Source organism: Paenibacillus amylolyticus, from assembly GCF_036894225.1.
GTDB classification, from domain to species: domain Bacteria; phylum Bacillota; class Bacilli; order Paenibacillales; family Paenibacillaceae; genus Paenibacillus; species Paenibacillus amylolyticus.
Genome location: NZ_CP145892.1, coordinates 4204849 through 4221018 on the forward strand (window position 1 = coordinate 4204849; position 16170 = coordinate 4221018).

Consider the following 16170-nt stretch of genomic DNA (forward strand, 5'->3'; position numbering starts at 1 on the left):
GATTACTTACCGATAAACTCTTGTGCCCAGTATCCGTTGTAGAAACCTACTCCGATATGCGTAAAGTTTTTGCTCAGAATATTGGCACGGTGACCTTCACTATTCATCCAAGCTGTAACAACTTCCTGTGGTGTTTTTTGTCCTTGGGCAATGTTCTCACCTGCATAGCTGTACGTTACTCCGAATTGTTTCATCATATCAAACGGAGAACCATACGTAGGTGACTGGTGATCAAAATAGTTATTGTTACTCATATCTTTTACTTTAGCAACAGCTACTTTGTCCAGAAGTGCATCTGAAGTCAGAGCGTTCAAACCTGCTTTAGCACGCTCAGCGTTCACAAGTTTTACAACTTGAGTAGCAAAGTCGGATTGTGTGCTTTCGCTACCATTATTACTTGTATTGTTACCTGTGTTACCTGTGTTACCCGTGTTTGAAGGATCTTTAGCCGGTGTAGTTTCCGGTTTTTCTTCTTGAACTGGTTGTGTTGGTTTAGTCGGTTGCTCAGGCTTAGTTGTAGGCTCAGCAGGTTTTGTTGTTGGTTGAGTTGGTTTTGTTGTCGGCTCAGCAGGTTTCGTCGTTTGATCAGGCTGCGTAGCAGGTTTCTCTACAATTTGCCCCTCGGATACGGTGTATCCATTTTGTTTGAGCCATTTCTCAATATAAGCTTTCAAGCTGTCTGTACTTGTAATTTTGTACGTTGTGATAGTCTTATATGTTGAATCTGCAGCAGACGCGGAAGCAGGAAGCATTACCCCTACGGCCAGTACGGCTGTCAGACTACTCGTTACGACAGTTTTCATCCATTTCTTTTTCAAATTCATTCATCTCCTTAAGATTAGTTATTACAACTTTGTAATTAATACTCTAGCAGTATATCAATTCGACAGGAGATTGTGAACCTATAAAATATGGAAAAGTAACTTTTTTGTCATTTTTTAGAGTGTTACAGATTTGTCTGAGGGCTTATCCTGTAAGGCTCTACTCCCGTTGACAAAATCATAAAAAAAAGACATTCGGACTAAAAATGCTAGTCGAATGTCGCTTCACCATCTATTTATCATTCACCACACAAGAATGTGCAGATCAGGATATCATGAGAATTTCCATGCAATAGAAGAAACTTTATTTGTACTATAGAAGAACTTTACTGAACCGATACCCTCTCTTCTGAAAACCAATGTGCTCATAAAAAGAGTACGTTGTTGAAGTCACTTCACGGTTTGCACCCGTGACAAACAGTTGTTTACCACCTTGCTGTCTGCCCCAATCTTCGGCACGAGCCATCAGACGACGGGCAATCCCACCACCACGATGTTCTTGACCTACAATCAGGGAAGTAATTTGTGCGGCAGGTTCTGGATAGGCATGACTTTGCACACATTGCAAGCCAATCACACCAATAATTTGTTCATCCACTTCGGCAACAAGCATGCATGCGTTTGGATTGGTTTCCAAACATTCAATACGTTCTTTCATGACATTGGTTGTTGTCGGATAGCTGACCTCTCGCATCAGTCCCGTTACCGCTTCAGCATCTCGTAGCTCACACTCTCGGATCATCAGTACAGGGGCCTCAACATTATTGGACATGATTTACCTCCACTTTCAGCATATTAGCGGCTTGCACCGCTGTTTTACGAGCTTCTTCAACATCTTGACCAGCACTTAAGGCTACAGCCATTCGGCGTCCTACTTTGGTCTCAGGTTTGCCAAATACACGAATCTGAGTACGAGGAAGAGCCAGTGCTTCTTCAATCCCGCCTACAGTAAAGTCAGATGTTTCATCATTAGCCTTCAGCGTTGCTGAAGCTCCCGGTGTCAACAGATGTACACCTGTGACCGGAAAACCAAGAATTGCACGTACATGCAGCGCAAACTCGGAACTGTCTTGCGTCACCATTGTAACCATACCTGTGTCATGTGGACGAGGAGATACCTCGCTGAACACAACACCATCCGATGTGAGGAACAATTCCACTCCAAACAGTCCATACCCGCCAAGTTCATCCGTGACGGATTTGGCAATATGACAAGCTTGCTGCCATTGCTCAGGAGTCATTGCATGAGGCTGCCAGGATTCGACATAATCCCCATCCTTCTGAATATGACCAATCGGAGGACAAAATACGGTGCCTGATACAGATCTAACGGTAAGTAATGTAATCTCACTGTCAAATTGCACAAAGCTCTCCACAATAACACGAACGGATTTGCCACGAGCCCCCGAAAGAGCAATGTTCCAGCAATCCTCCACGTCGCCCGGTGTTCGGCATACACTCTGCCCTTTGCCGGAAGAACTCATTAATGGTTTAATGACACAAGGTGTGCCAAGCTCACGTACGGCTTCCTGAAGTTGTTCCAGGTTATCCGCAAAAAGGTAATCAGCTGTCGGAAGTTTCAATTGTTCGGCTGCAAGCCGACGGATGCCTTCGCGATCCATCGTTAGACGTGCAGCTCGGGCAGTAGGTACTACACAAAATCCCTCTTCCTCAAGCTCCAGTAAAGCTTCTGTTGCAATAGCTTCAATCTCAGGTACGATGTAATGAGGTTTTTCTTTACGGATCAATTGTTTCAAAGCTTCGGCATCCAGCATGTCGATGCAGTAAGACCGGTGCGCGACCTGCATTGCAGGTGCGTTCTCATAACGATCAACAGCGATCGTCTCTACTCCCAGTCGTTGGGCCTCAATAACGACCTCTTTTCCCAATTCTCCACTGCCTAGTAGCAGCATTTTTTTGGCTTGAGCCGTAAAAGGAGCACCCCACATGTTCTTTCCAATCCTCCCAAAGAGAAATCTTCTATATCTGTCTCTCTATTTTCGGGGTTTTGGTTAAAGATTGCAAGAGTGCTCCCTATTTTTCTTGTGAATTTTACAAGATTTTTTGTGTTTTTTCGATCAAATTTTACAATTACTGCTCACAGATTCGATACTCCTTCCATTCCTCCCAAAATTAAGGAAATGTTAAAAGAGCAGATTTTAATATTACAGTGAACACGAATAAGCAAACAAACCCCAAGTTTAGAACCTTGGGATTTGCTTGTTTTTTTCTCTGAAAATTTCATTATGGGAGGAGACATACGCCATCATGGGAGCATCTGGAGTCAAGTATTTTTTCGCACTATTTACAGCTAAAATCGCATCGTTGAAGGCTCCGGCAATAAGTCTGACTTTGCTATCGTGAGTTGCACAATCCCCTGCAGCAAAAATACCCGGGAGGTTCGTATGCGCATGTTGGCTCATTAGAACCATTCCATCGTCCATTTCTAAGCCACAACTGGCAAGATCACTTAAATTGCTTTTATATCCATGACTAACTACGACTTCATCCACATCTAACAATACATTGTCCTGACTCTCCATATGCGTAATTACAACCTGATGGATACGTTCACCATGATTATGAAGCCGTGTGATGCTATATGGTGTTCTAACATCCGTTACATTGTTCATCTCGCTAACATTGCGTTCCATTGCACGAAACTCATTTTTTCGGTGGACGACCACTACGCTCCGTGCAAGTTGAGCAAGTTCAATTGCCCAATCTACTGCACTGTTGCCTCCTCCTGAAATGAGCACACGCTTCCCGGAAAAATATTCTGGATTTTGCACGGTGTAATGAAGATTTTCATACTCACATTCCATTGGCTCTTGAAGCTCCAATTTTTGAATTTCTGCGATACCGCGGCCCACTGCAACAATGATTGTACGCGTATAGTGTATGTCGCCTTCAGCAGTATACAGAGCCAAAATCTCGTTGTCCAGTCGAGCGAACCGATCTACTTTGCAATTCAATTCAACCGTTGGATTAAAGGTATTCGCCTGCTGAACCAGATACTCAATCAACTTTGAACACTTCATTGGTGGCAGGCCACCCACATCCCAGATAGTTTTTTCGGAATAGGTATGCAGAAAACCACCAAGTTGGTCTTTGCCGTCAATGATCTTAACTCTCATATCACGCATCCCGGCATAAAAGGCCGCATATAATCCCGCCGGTCCGCCTCCGACGATGGTTACATCATAGATATCTTCTTCATTCATTTTAAACACACCTTGTTAATTTAGTTATGAATTCGAGATACATGTAACTTTACCCGTTTGCTTTATTTGTTTTTTGCTTCAAAAGCAGCAACAATATCATCAATGACATATTCATCGGCAAGTGGAGACATTCCCAGATTGAACCATTCCTTGCCACCCACCATATAGACGTGGTCCTGCTTGACTGCTTTCAGATTTTTCCATAACGATGAAGATAACATATCTTCAAATTTCTTTTTAATTTCCGGATTAGTCTCATCATCCAGCTGAACGATCAGATGATCTGCGTCGTATTCAGGCAGTACTTCCAAGGATACGGACATGGCAGTTTGATCTTTCGGGAAATTAGGAAGTGGATTCATTCCCAATCGTTTATGGACAAAGTTTCCTCGGTCAAGGTTCTCCCCATGAAGTACGATTTCTTTTTCCATCACTCTAATGTAGAGAACAGTCTCCTCACCGATCAGCTTATCCAATTTGGCAGCAGCTACCTTCTCCTTATCCACCAAATCCTGAATCACCTTTTCTGCCTGTTCTTCTTTGTCCAAAATTTTGGCCATATCCCGCAGTTCATCGCGCCAATCATCACGCTGTGGCAAAAGTACGGTAGGTGCAATCAGAGTAAGCTGATCATAGTCCTTTTTGGACCACCAGTCAGGAGCGATAATTAAATCCGGATCTGCCTCCATGAGGGCTTCAAAGTTAGGCGTTCTTCCTATTCCCATTTTCATCGTGTTTGCGAATGGCTCTTGCAAGTAAGAAGGAAAATCCTCATGGTAGTTCTGTACAGCGATGGGTACGATGCCAAGTGAATATAAAAATTCTGGATATACAACGGACAAACCAACTATTTTTTGTGGGTTCACCGGAATTTCAACTTCTCCCATTTCCGTGTTCACTTTTTTCACCTGACTGGCTTCTGTTGTTGAAGAATTGGCGGTACCCGCTTCTTGACCCTCGCTCGAGGATGCTTCGTTGCCTGCTGCACCGCAAGCCGAAATAATGAGCACCAACATCATGGTGCATAGTACCGTTAACCATCTGAATCTCATTCTTTATGTACCCCCTATATGGCATTTAGTTATGACAACGTCTAATTAATAATAATTATCATTATCATTTGATATAGGAGTAAGTATATTAAAATATGTTCAGGTATGATATTGACTATTCAGACTTTTTGCTATGGACGATCTTGCCATAACTTTAATATTTCATCCAACATAAGCTCATGAGTAAACGCAGTGTAGTCCAGCAGGACGCTCGACAAAAGGATATCCATTCTGCCATTCTGTACCGCTAACAACTCAAGCCATTCTTCAGACTTACGTACAGCAGACCATGTCTGCCTGGATGTCTCATCATCACCAACAATTAATAATATTCTTTCCACGTTGAGAACAGATAACTCCTTAATGGTTACTGTGCCCCGTTCCCAATAAGTCTCAACTCCTTCGGGACCCTCCATTTGCATATCAACGTAAAAAACGGAAGCAATGCTCCTTGGGCCTAACATCTGCAACGCTTCACCATAAACTTTGAGTACAACTAATCTGTCTTTTCGTATGAAATCCTCAAGCTGGTCCTTTATGGCCGTTGCCTTCTCTTCATATCTTTGAAGCCATACCTCTGCAATATCAGACCTGTCCAAAAAGCTTGCAACATATCTCAAATGCTCTCTCCAATCTCCTTTTTCCCACGGGAGGTCACACACAGGAGCAGTGGAATGAAGCTGTCTTTGCAAATCCTCAGACTCCGTCCCAACAGTAATAATATAATCAGGTTTAACTAATCGAAGCTGTTCCAGCCAGGTGGTCTCACTCTCTGCGAGTGGCATAACTTTGTCCGTTTCATATTTACGTCGGTAATAGTATGTCCACGGATGACTTGCCGGCGCGGCACAGGGAATGATCTGCAATGCAAGCAGTATACCAATGCTCACAGAATGAACTGCAGCAATTTTTTGTTTGCTATTACGTATAAACGCTGCTGGTGGAATGCCAGAGATTTGCTTGAATTTACGCCGGAAATACGTCTCATCCTGATAACCCACGTACGATGCCACATCCTTGAGTCGATAACTGTGATCATTTCTCATTAAGATCTGGGCTTGTTTAATTCGGTATAGCGTTAGATAGTCCACTGGACTGTAACCATACCTTTTCTTGAATAAACGCATGAAATGTCGAGGGCTCATTCGTGCCACATTTGCTAATTCCTCAATGGTTAATCTCTTCGAATAATTCTGCTCCATGTAGCCTTTGACATGTTCAATTGGTGAAGCCAGGTCCGTCTTTTCGGTAAAGGCCACGTCGTAAAACATGGTATACAACAGTTCCTGAAAACGAATCTGACCATAGTACCTTTGCAAACCATCCTTCTTCAATGTGTGGTGGTAAATCATCTGACAGATCACACCAACAGCAACGGGTGAAGATGAGCTGACCTCGCCATTCACTTCATTACGTAAAAGTTGCTTCATCATTTCAAGGGCTGTTCCACCCTCCTGCTCCAGTGCGTACATGACATCAAAACTCATGTGATACACGCCTCTTTCATCCAACGAATGCACATTTGCCTCAACCAGTTGCCCCGGGAAGCCTACATACAGTCCGCCCGCCTTCAATTCGATGAAACTGCCATCTATCTTTAACCACCCTTGCCCACTGGCTACAAATAATAACATGTATGTTTCAATGAAGTGTTTCCTCAGAAGCCACTCCGTCGCAGGATCACTCGTATAATTCACGTGAAGGAGCCTAAAATTCATATGATCCAGGTGATCCAAATGCTTTGAATTTATTTCGTTGTTGTCCATCTGCATTGATCTCCCTCCAGCCATGAACGATTGTATTGATTTCATTCTTCAAAAATATAACATACCACACTAACGAATAAAAAAAACACTCCGGCTATCCTCTAACCTGTCTTCAATGAATAAGATGCACTTATTATTGAAGGATCAGGCTAAAAAACACCAGAGTGTTATAAGTTCATATGTGTTCAGACGCTTAACAGGCGTCCGTAGGTTTCATCACAAAAATCTGTATTGAGCTTCAATTAATCCATTATACACGCCTTGTTTTTGGATCAGCTGCTCATGGTTGCCCTCTTCTTTAATTTCACCATGATCCAGGACGATAATGTTATCTGCATTCCGGATGGTTGAGAGACGGTGAGCGACCATAAAGGACGTTCTTCCCTGCAACAGCACCTTCAACGCTTCCTGGATTTTAAGCTCTGTCTCCGTATCAATACTGGCTGTAGCTTCATCCAGAATCAGTATGCGTGGATCAGCAAGCAACGCACGGGCAAAGGATAACAGTTGTCGCTGTCCCATGGATAATACGTTCCCGCGTTCCTCTACTTCGGTATCGTATCCGCCAGGCAGCTTCATGATGAACTCATGTGCATTGACTGCTTTGGCTGCATCCTCCACCTCTTCATTCGTTGCATCCAGTCGTCCAAATCGAATATTGTCACGAATCGTACCCGAGAAGATGAAGGTATCCTGTAATACAATGCTGATCTGGCTGCGTAAACTCTCTACTGTTACATCCCGCACATCCTGTCCGTCAATGGTGAGACGTCCGCCGGATATATCATAGAAACGACTGATCAGATTGATGATCGTACTTTTACCCGAGCCCGTATGACCAACAAGTGCAATCGATTGTCCCGCAGCCGCTGAGAAGCTGATTCCTTTCAGCGCCTGTCTGCCCTTCTCGTATTCGAACACCACATTTTCGAATGCGATATCTCCTTTAATAGAAGGAAGTGGCTTGGCACCTGGTTTATCCGCAATACTTGGTTTTTCATCCATGAATTCGAAGATACGCTCCGATGACGCCATTGCAACCAGCAACTGATTGTACATCTGTCCCAGACGGTTGATTGGGTCCCAGAAGTTGCCGACATAGTTGGCAAAGGCAACAAGTAATCCCACGGTTAACTGGTCATGTTGAATCAGGTAAGCACCAAACCAGAAAAGGATTAATGTACCGAATCCACCGGTAATCTCAATCAGCGGTCCAAAGCCCTGGTTCATCGCTGATGCTCTATCCCATGACTTTTTGCTAGACAGATTCATGTTGTCAAAGTATTTCATGTTCTCTTTTTCCTGTGTGTAAGCCTGAGTCACTCGAATCCCCTGAATGGATTCATTCAAGTGGGAGTTAATCCGAGAGTTCTTCATGCGCACATCCTGCCAAGCCCGACGGATCAGCACCCGCAGTTTGGTCGAGATGATAAACATGATTGGCACCGTAATGATCACGGCAAGACCCAGTTTCCAGTTAATCAACAGCAAGATCACAATGATCCCGAGCAACTGTACGCAGTCGATCATGACGTTAACTGCACCGTTCGTGAATAGATCCTGAAGGGAGTTAATATCATTCGTAACACGTACCAGTACGGAACCTGCCGGTCTTTTGTCAAAGAAGTTAAAGGACAGCTTCTGGATATGCTTGAACAGATCCGAGCGAAGGTCATAAATAACACGCTGTCCGATAATGTTTGTCAATTTGATCCGGTACGTATTGGCAGCCCACTGGATGAGATACAACACAAATATGGAGCCTGCAATAAGATAAAGCATAGTCATGCTTGGCAACCCCGTTGCCGGTGCGATGGCACGGTCAATCGCCAGACTGATCAGAAAAGGTACGGACAATTTTGTAATGGTACCCAAGATCATCATTAGAATAACGAGTGGTAACAGTTGTTTCGCATAAGGTTTCATGTATGCAAATAAACGTCCAAATTCTTTCCAGTTAAACGGTTTTTCAATAATTTCATCATCCTGATACACAAATCGTTCATTCAGTTTCTTCTCAGAGGCCACTTTTGCCTCGCGCCTGTCTGCTATCGTTTCGGCACTCATGAATTCACCTGCTCCCCAGCCTCCCGCTTACCGCGGGCAATATAATCTGCATATTGAATTTTATAAACATCCTGATATGGTCCAGGCACTTCAATGAGTTCGGTATGTTTACCACGTTGTACCACGCGACCTTCATCGAGCACCAGAATCTCATCTGCATGTCGTAGTGAAGATATCCGGTGTGCAATAATAAATGTCGTTCTGCCGCGCATAACTTCCTGGAAACCGGACTGAATCTCGTGTTCTGTCTCCATGTCCACGGCGCTGGTTGCATCATCAAGTACCAGAATTTTTGGATTTTTCAGCAAAGCCCTTGCAATCGCAATCCGCTGTTTCTGTCCACCCGATAAACCCATACCGCGCTCACCAACCACCGTGTCATATCCGTCCGGGAACTCCATAATGAAGTCATGAGCCTTGGCCAGCTTGGCTGCACGGATGATCTCATCCATGGTGACGTTCTTAAGCCCGTAGGAAATATTATTACGAATGCTGGATGAGAACAGGAATGTTTCCTGGAAAACAGAAGCGATCTGACTCCGCAAACTGCGGATGCCTATGTCTTTAATGTTTTTGCCATCCAGCTTGATCGTTCCTGAGTTCACGTTATAGGCACGCATTAGAAGCTGAATGATGGTCGATTTACCTGACCCTGTTCCCCCGAGGAAACCGATTACAGAACCGGGTGCAGCGTCAAAATTAATATCGGTTACTGCTGGCATTTTGTTGCCGTAGGCAAAGGTAACGGATTCAAATGTCACATGGCCGTTCACCTGGTCTGCCTCAACAATGACTGGATCTTGCGTTTCTTCCACATCCACTGGCGTATTCAGCAGCTCGAGCACCCGTTCACCTGAAGCTTTGGATTGCGTATAGTTGTTGATATGGAACCCAAGGTTCCACATTGGACCGATTATGTACCAGATCAAACTGAAAAAGGCAACGAGTTCACCGAGTGTCAGCGTCTTCTGTATAACCATTCTTCCACCGATCACCAGCAACAGCACGATACTCACCGAAGCAAGAATCTCCATGATCGGAAAATAGCGACTCCACAATGTTGCGGCATGAATCTGATTTGTTTTGTAACGCTCATTACGTATGGAGAATTTCTCCACTTCATAAGGCTCACGTGCAAAGGATTTTACCGTACGTACGCCAGTAATATTCTCCTGTACCGCTGTTGTCAGTGAACTGAGCGCCAGCCGCATCTCCTGAAACGCAGGGTGAATTTTGGATTCGAATCTCAGCGCAACGAAGGCAAGTAATGGGATGCATATGAGCGTGAACAGCGTAAGCTGCCAACTCATGGTCATCATCATGATTGCGCCAAATACGACCATGAAAACCATGTTGAGAATCTGGGCGAAACCAAATCCGATAAAGTTACGGATGGCTTCCAAATCTCCCGTGAGGCGGGACATCAGATCACCTGTCTTGGCCGTATCATAATAACGGAAGGATAAAAATTGAAGCTTTTCGTAACATGCATTACGAAGTCTGTACGCCAGGAAGTTACCCAAGCGTCCTCCAAAAAAGCCATGTAAAAACTGCATTCCCGCTTTCAAAATAACTACACCTAACACAGTCAAGGCAATTATGGGAACGTCTTCAAAAGTTCGCGGAACAATAATGTCATCAATCAGTATCCTCAGCATGTACGGATATACCAACCCAAGTGCGGTCGCTAAGGCGAGGAACAAGATTGATACAAATAAATACGTTCGCTTTTCCCAAAAAAAGGTTTGCAGTTGCCTAAGAACATCCATGTTTCTCCTCCTCTTATGTCGTTCAAAAATACTATGAACATTTATGAAGTTTATCACCGTACCCCATTCGCGGCAAAGCGAATAACAGACCATATTCTGCCTGCTTTCAGCTTATTGACGCATTAACGAAGGTAAATACCCACCTTTCAATCAAATGTTTGAATATTCTCTTTATTTCAGGTTGTTCGTACCAAAAAAAGGCTCCCTATATGCCTTTTCGGCAGGGGCCTTTTTGGATTGATTTTCGCAACATTTTCAATGTGTTGCTGTATCATTCATTTTGTTTTACAAAGACTTCCAGAGAATACGCGTTTTGCCGTGATTTTAACTGCGTTCAATCTGTTCCAGTTGGTAAGACAAGCTGGTCCATTGCTCCGCCGGAATTCCGCTCTCCAGTGTATCTTGAATTCCACTCACCGCCTCGTCCAGACGTTCTTCCAACTGACGGGATTGGTGTTGCAAGGATTGACAAATCTGGTTGTCATAAAACTGAATCAGTTTGTCTTGCGCAGCAGGAAGAACTTTAATGATCATCTGTTTGAGGACAGGATCAAGTGCCTCCTGTAATCGCTGACGTCCATCTCCTTCGAAGAACTGTTTCGGATTGCGGAAATAATTCAAATAGCTTTTCCATCCAGACGGTTCTTCCAGACGAACTTCTTCAAGCACAGGTGTACTCCAGCGTTCGTTCAGTGGCAGTGACACATCCACGCCCCCTGATAACTGCCTCACCTCATCTATACATTCCGTAACTTGCTTCATCAGCCAGGTCTGACCCGCCTGTTCAAGTCTGAGGGTGGTAGCAAGCAGTTCCTGCTCCAGTTCAATGGCAATCATACGTAACAGTTCACGTCCACAGGCTGCAAAAGCTATCTTCAGATTGCCCCGATCCTCCCGAAGTACGGATGGATGGAATGCTTCTGCCATGAATAAACCAAGGCGATAGGCAAGTCGCTGCCGCACATGGAACAGCAATTCTGCTGTTTCCTGTGACAGTTCTTCCTTCATGGATCTTGCTGCAAGTTGCTGTATGCGCTGGCGTGACTGTCCCTGGATCGTCTCCAGTTCATCCCGCCGTTGCTGCAATACTTCCTCCCCCTGAGCCGCATCTTCCGCACGCTTCTTCAGCCGCTGAATGACACGTGCCATCTCTTCGGAAGCTCCACCTACAGCAAGATCGGCTAATTCTCTGCCTGCAAATTGGTTGAACTCTTCCTCAAAACGGTTAAAACCAGATTGCTCAAGCAGCTTCGAATCCCCTGCCATCTTGCCTTCCATCGCCAGTATGCTGGATACCGGGAAGAGTCGTGGTGCCCGAATTCCATTACTGCGCAGTTGGGTACTCACATGATCGAGAACCTGCTCCAGTTCTTCCTCAGAGGAAGACAAGTCACTGGCATTCACAACAAAGAACATCTGATCCATGGCAGAACTATCTTTAACACGTCCCAACTGATTCAGGAACTGGCGATCTCCTTGGGAGAAAGCATGGTTGTAATACGTTACAAAAATGAGTGCATCCGCATTCTTCATATAATTGAAGGTTACACCCGTATGACGAGCATTCACGGAGTCCGCTCCTGGTGTGTCTACCAGTACAATGCCTTGTTCAGTTACATCGCAACTGTAATAGAGATCGATACTGTCTACAAAACAGGACTTTTTCTCGTTTGCGACAAAGTTACGATAACCGTCCAGATCCACCAGCACATCCTGACCTAACTGGTCCGCTGTTTCTTCCCAGCCGGCTGCTGCCGCCTGTAAAAAGCTGTAATGCGGGCGCCCAGCGGGGTGTACATCCTGTGGTGAGAGGGAACGTACTCGCTTTTGCCACTCCGCTCCAGGCTCACCCAGTCCGAGTAATCGGAAGGAATAGCCGAGGTCTTCCTGGAAGGCGTCCCGGGTCTTCATGCGGACCCGGGCTGTTCCATGCTCCGCGCCCCCGGCAGGAGCCATGATTCGGTTAATCGCCGCTGTTGTTGGATGCGGCGAGACGGGTAGTACAGCTTCGCCCAGCAACGCGTTGGCGAAGGAGGATTTGCCGGCGCTGAATGCTCCGAACAGCGCCAAAGTGAACGTGCCGCCCGCAAGCGAAGCCGCGCGTGCACGCAGATCCCGTACCGCCGACCCCATGGCGGGGTACGGCTCCACCAGCGCAGCAGCGGCTTCGAGTCGTGCCGCTGCTGCGTCCAGGCGTCGGCGGCGTTCAGCGCCAGCCGCCGACGATGGCCCAGGCACCGCGGCCGCGACTGCGCGCTGCGCTGGCGGTGCCTCTTGCGTCTGTGGCTGCGCAGCCACAGACGTTGACGTGCCCGCATGCGAACCGGGAGCTTCGCCCGGTTCTGGCACCGCGGGCACGTGCGGGCCCTTCACCTCCGGCAATAGCCCGGAGGGGAGGGGGCCCGCATGGGGCAGCAGGCTGCGCAGCCCTGCTGCCTCTGCGGCGGCGCTGCGCTGGAGCGCCGTGTAGCGCGCCGCCGCCGCGGATTGCGCCAGCAGCGCTGCGCGGCTGGCGTCCAACGCCTGAAGCGCGGCTTCGCCTCGCGCTGCCAGCGCTTCCAGCATGCGGTCGGCCAGCATCATGGCCGACCTGCGATAGCGGGCCTCAATCTCGCCCCGCACATCTTTACTGAACTGAATCACATACTCTGGAGATACCTCTGCACTGGCACTGCGTTTCATCTCCAATAGTGCTTCATCTACAGCAGGCAGTTCCGTATTGAGCGACTGCTCCCACTCCGCTCCCCATAGCTGATGGGATTCACCCAGCTGTCTAAGCATTGTACGAATATGTACCTCAACTTGTCCGGAAGCCTGATCCTGTAACAGTCTGACCAGCTCAGAAGCACGGCGTTGTTTCTCCTGCTCGGTTTTTCCACCTGAGAACAATAAACCTACCCTGAAACCTGGTTTGCGGCTCTCCAAATAGGCAGCAGCCGACGCACGAATATCCGCAGGTGTAAGATTTGCATTTGCCAGAAGAGGTTCAAGCTCCGCCCGGAATTTCTCACGCACTCGCGCAGGCCCGTTACGAATGTCTGCTGCTTGTTGATCAAGAAGCTCCAGCTCTCGTTCCAAGCGTTCAATTCCTTCCTTGCCACCAATTTCATCCAGCAGGGAATTCTCTTCGTCTTCACGTTTCTCGGCTTCTCTCGTCAGGTGTTGCTCCGTTACATGACTGGCCGAACTTGCCAAACTGTGCGTAATTAACGCTTCCTTCTCTTGCATCATGTGTCCAATGAGTTCCGGAAGCACATCCCACTGGTTGTAGCGATGCTTCTTGTCGCGGAGGGAAGTAAATAACAGTCCGTCATATCTGACTTCCCAGGCCGCAAATATAGCTTCGACACCTTCGGTATATTGGTCAAAAGAGAGCTCACGCTCCCGATGCTTGTCGATCTGGTTCACGATCAAAAACAACGGTTTGCCCCAATCCGACAGACTCTTGGCAAATGAAAGGTTTGTCTCGGACTGGACATGGTTATAGTCCATGACATAGAACACCACATCCGCCAGATGGAGCGCTGAATGGGTTGCGAGACTATGTCCGCGATCTGTTGAATCCACACCTGGTGTATCCAGCAGGACAGCATCATCTTTCAGCAGAGGAATATCATCCCATACCTCAATTGAGCTATAAGCTCCACCATTTTTGCAATACGACTCCAATTCCTCTGGAGAAACTTCAAGTGTTCCCGCTCCATTGTCAGCGCTTACGTTTGGAGTAGTATAAATAAGCGCTCTTGGCTTACCATTACGTATGGATACCACATTTGCACTAGTTGGCACGGGACTTGAAGGCAGCACCCGCTTACCGCATAAACTGTTGATGAGACTCGATTTGCCTGCAGAGAAATGACCACAGAACGCAATCGTCAGATGTTTCATTTCCGCCTTGCTGATTAAATCCGTTATAGCCTGTACGGCTGTATGGTCCCCTGTCTGCTCCATCGCTTCACGCAGCGGAAGCAGAGGTTTGGCCATTTCTTTTGGGTAATCTGTTCTGGACATGACTGGCCTTCCCCCTGGCTCCTCTAATTTGACATCCGTTTCGACGTCTATCTCTTTTACAACATTTATTTTAACATTATCAAGTTTGAATTTGAACGGTTGGAATTGAATATACATAAATGAACGTATAAGTCCTATAATCTAAAAAAAATAAAACCGAACAAGTCGGTTTTATCTGTAATACGTTTTATACACGGTATTTAGCAAATGCTTACCCCAAGTGTCTGTTGCATGAATGCGATGCGATCACCGTAACCACAACGATCATCATGACATTAATACAACAGAACCAATAGTGTAATCACTTCTTATGAAACTGCGTTCTCCATGGAAGGCAGCAAGATTTCAAATACTTGTCCATGTTGCAGAATTGTAATGTCTCTGCCTTTGTCTCTCATAACAACAACTTCTGGTTTAACGGACATACGCTCCAGATAATGTTCAGGCACGTCGCCAGAGTGGCTTACTGTGATGCCTTCTACTTCTTTTTCTTCATTTTCAGCCATTTCCTGTTCAACGATTTGTTCAAAGATATCGGAGAAGGCCTCAAAATTGTCAGTGTACACGGAAATGCATTTCATGATTATTCATCCTTTTCTGCTCATTAATTTATTTTTCGTTTTCGGGTGGTGACACGTTCCTTATCTTTCCTGATTTGGGACGTTTTCATACGTTTTTTCCCTTCCCTGCATATGTCCAGCAATGGACAGATATGACACGCAGGGTTCTGTGCCTTGCAATGGTAGCGTCCAAAAAATATAAACCGGTGGTGAGTTAAAGTCCACTCGTCCCGGGGTACGCGCTTCATTAGTTTCTTTTCGACTTCAAGTACGGAGTCATCCCAACCTGCAAGCGCCAGCCGCTTGGATACACGTTCAACATGAGTATCTACAGCAATTGCTGGTACTCCAAACGCATTGGAAACAACTACATTCGCGGTTTTCCGCCCGACACCTGGTAGCGTCACAAGCTGATCATGTTCCTGCGGTACATCACCGCCATACTGCTCTATTAAAATTCGGCACATGTTCTGAATATGCTTGGCCTTGTTCCGGTACAAACCGATTCGCCGAATATCCTGTTCCAACTCTTCGAGAGGAACTGTCAGATAATCTGCTGGGCTTCTGTACTTCTGGAACAGATCTGCGGTTACCTTGTTCACCGTTTCATCGGTGCACTGGGCAGACAAAAGGACAGCTACCGTCAATTCAAATGCATTGCTGTGATTTAATTCGCAATGTGCATCAGGAAACATTGCTTCCATAGTTTCGAGTATATGTCTAACCGTCGCTGCGTTCATGAAGAGCTACCTCCCACAAAATGACTCCACTCTGCGGAGCCTTACTTCGAAGCTTCATCCGAGTACTTTGCGGGGACCTCAAAAAGCTTGCAAAAAAAACGTCTTGATGCGGGAAAGATCCCGTATCAAGACGGTCATTCTTTTGATCCTCGAAAAGAAA

General features: G+C 46.1%; 11 protein-coding genes. All 11 read right to left on the bottom strand.

Annotation, left to right across the window (positions count from 1 at the left end; translation table 11 throughout):
• Nucleotides 1–2 precede the first annotated feature (2 nt).
• The gene (locus V6668_RS18595) at nucleotides 3–818 is read right to left on the bottom strand and encodes a CAP domain-containing protein (RefSeq protein ID WP_051449892.1); all 816 of its coding nucleotides are present in this window, start codon (nucleotides 816–818) and stop codon (nucleotides 3–5) included.
• A gap of 316 nt (nucleotides 819–1134) precedes the next feature.
• Nucleotides 1135–1593 carry a GNAT family N-acetyltransferase gene (locus V6668_RS18600; RefSeq protein WP_036613284.1) on the bottom strand — a complete coding sequence of 153 codons (459 nt, stop codon included), beginning with the start codon at nucleotides 1591–1593 and terminating at the stop codon, nucleotides 1135–1137.
• Complete coding sequence (gene purT / locus V6668_RS18605) at nucleotides 1583–2770, bottom strand: formate-dependent phosphoribosylglycinamide formyltransferase (protein ID WP_047843517.1); 1188 nt, start codon at nucleotides 2768–2770, stop codon at nucleotides 1583–1585. Before purT ends, V6668_RS18600 begins: the two co-directional genes overlap by 11 nt.
• Nucleotides 2771–3022: 252 nt before the next feature.
• Complete coding sequence (locus V6668_RS18610) at nucleotides 3023–4045, bottom strand: NAD(P)/FAD-dependent oxidoreductase (RefSeq protein ID WP_338706411.1); 1023 nt, start codon at nucleotides 4043–4045, stop codon at nucleotides 3023–3025.
• Between the two features lie 62 nt (nucleotides 4046–4107).
• Nucleotides 4108–5097, bottom strand: coding sequence for an ABC transporter substrate-binding protein (locus V6668_RS18615; RefSeq protein WP_338706412.1), 990 nt, complete (start codon nucleotides 5095–5097; stop codon nucleotides 4108–4110).
• A gap of 131 nt (nucleotides 5098–5228) precedes the next feature.
• The gene (locus V6668_RS18620; protein ID WP_338706413.1) at nucleotides 5229–6731 is read right to left on the bottom strand and encodes an AraC family transcriptional regulator; all 1503 of its coding nucleotides are present in this window, start codon (nucleotides 6729–6731) and stop codon (nucleotides 5229–5231) included.
• Between the two features lie 348 nt (nucleotides 6732–7079).
• On the bottom strand, nucleotides 7080–8930 hold the full coding sequence (locus V6668_RS18625) for an ABC transporter ATP-binding protein (protein ID WP_036672925.1): 1851 nt from the start codon (nucleotides 8928–8930) through the stop codon (nucleotides 7080–7082).
• Nucleotides 8927–10699 carry an ABC transporter ATP-binding protein gene (locus tag V6668_RS18630; protein WP_036613268.1) on the bottom strand — a complete coding sequence of 591 codons (1773 nt, stop codon included), beginning with the start codon at nucleotides 10697–10699 and terminating at the stop codon, nucleotides 8927–8929. Before V6668_RS18630 ends, V6668_RS18625 begins: the two co-directional genes overlap by 4 nt.
• Nucleotides 10700–11023: 324 nt before the next feature.
• The gene (locus V6668_RS18635; protein ID WP_338706415.1) at nucleotides 11024–14710 is read right to left on the bottom strand and encodes a dynamin family protein; all 3687 of its coding nucleotides are present in this window, start codon (nucleotides 14708–14710) and stop codon (nucleotides 11024–11026) included.
• Between the two features lie 308 nt (nucleotides 14711–15018).
• On the bottom strand, nucleotides 15019–15291 hold the full coding sequence (locus V6668_RS18640) for a hypothetical protein (protein ID WP_017687779.1): 273 nt from the start codon (nucleotides 15289–15291) through the stop codon (nucleotides 15019–15021).
• 23 nt (nucleotides 15292–15314) lie between these two features.
• A complete protein-coding gene (gene nth / locus V6668_RS18645) occupies nucleotides 15315–16010 on the bottom strand; it encodes an endonuclease III (RefSeq protein WP_338706416.1) in 696 nt (231 codons plus the stop codon).
• Nucleotides 16011–16170 lie beyond the last annotated feature (160 nt).

What these genes read in the sequence shown, in the direction of transcription:
- V6668_RS18600 (WP_036613284.1), bottom strand. Translation starts at nt 1,593, where the DNA reads ATGTCCAATAATGTTGAGGCCCCTGTACTGATGATCCGAGAGTGTGAG.
- purT (WP_047843517.1), bottom strand. Translation starts at nt 2,770, where the DNA reads ATGTGGGGTGCTCCTTTTACGGCTCAAGCCAAAAAAATGCTGCTACTA.
- V6668_RS18610 (WP_338706411.1), bottom strand. Translation starts at nt 4,045, where the DNA reads ATGAATGAAGAAGATATCTATGATGTAACCATCGTCGGAGGCGGACCG.
- V6668_RS18615 (WP_338706412.1), bottom strand. Translation starts at nt 5,097, where the DNA reads ATGAGATTCAGATGGTTAACGGTACTATGCACCATGATGTTGGTGCTC.
- V6668_RS18620 (WP_338706413.1), bottom strand. Translation starts at nt 6,731, where the DNA reads ATGTTATTATTTGTAGCCAGTGGGCAAGGGTGGTTAAAGATAGATGGC.
- V6668_RS18625 (WP_036672925.1), bottom strand. Translation starts at nt 8,930, where the DNA reads ATGAGTGCCGAAACGATAGCAGACAGGCGCGAGGCAAAAGTGGCCTCT.
- V6668_RS18630 (WP_036613268.1), bottom strand. Translation starts at nt 10,699, where the DNA reads ATGGATGTTCTTAGGCAACTGCAAACCTTTTTTTGGGAAAAGCGAACG.
- V6668_RS18635 (WP_338706415.1), bottom strand. Translation starts at nt 14,710, where the DNA reads ATGTCCAGAACAGATTACCCAAAAGAAATGGCCAAACCTCTGCTTCCG.
- V6668_RS18640 (WP_017687779.1), bottom strand. Translation starts at nt 15,291, where the DNA reads ATGAAATGCATTTCCGTGTACACTGACAATTTTGAGGCCTTCTCCGAT.
- nth (WP_338706416.1), bottom strand. Translation starts at nt 16,010, where the DNA reads ATGAACGCAGCGACGGTTAGACATATACTCGAAACTATGGAAGCAATG.